The sequence below is a fragment of the Photobacterium rosenbergii genome (genome assembly GCF_033022775.1).
Classification (GTDB): Bacteria; Pseudomonadota; Gammaproteobacteria; order Enterobacterales; family Vibrionaceae; genus Photobacterium; species Photobacterium rosenbergii_A.
Map to the genome: position 1 here is coordinate 1 of NZ_JAWJZI010000066.1, position 238 is coordinate 238.

The following is a 238-nucleotide window of genomic DNA, read 5'->3' on the forward strand; positions in this document are numbered from 1 at the left end:
TGGCGCGCTCGGGAGGATTCGAACCTCCGACCGCCTGGTTCGTAGCCAGGTACTCTATCCAGCTGAGCTACGAGCGCGCAGAATCTGTTGTTAGTTAGGAAACACCTAACGACCAATGCGTTTCCGACATTGGCATAAGTAACAATCCATTGATACTTAAGAATAATGGCGCGTCCGGGAGGATTCGAACCTCCGACCGCCTGGTTCGTAGCCAGGTACTCTATCCAGCTGAGCTACG

Annotated in this window: 1 tRNA gene; it reads right to left on the reverse strand. The window is 53.4% G+C overall.

What is annotated here, in order from left to right:
- Positions 1–77, reverse strand: a tRNA-Arg gene (locus R2X38_RS26720).
- Positions 78–238: the final 161 nt, after the last annotated feature.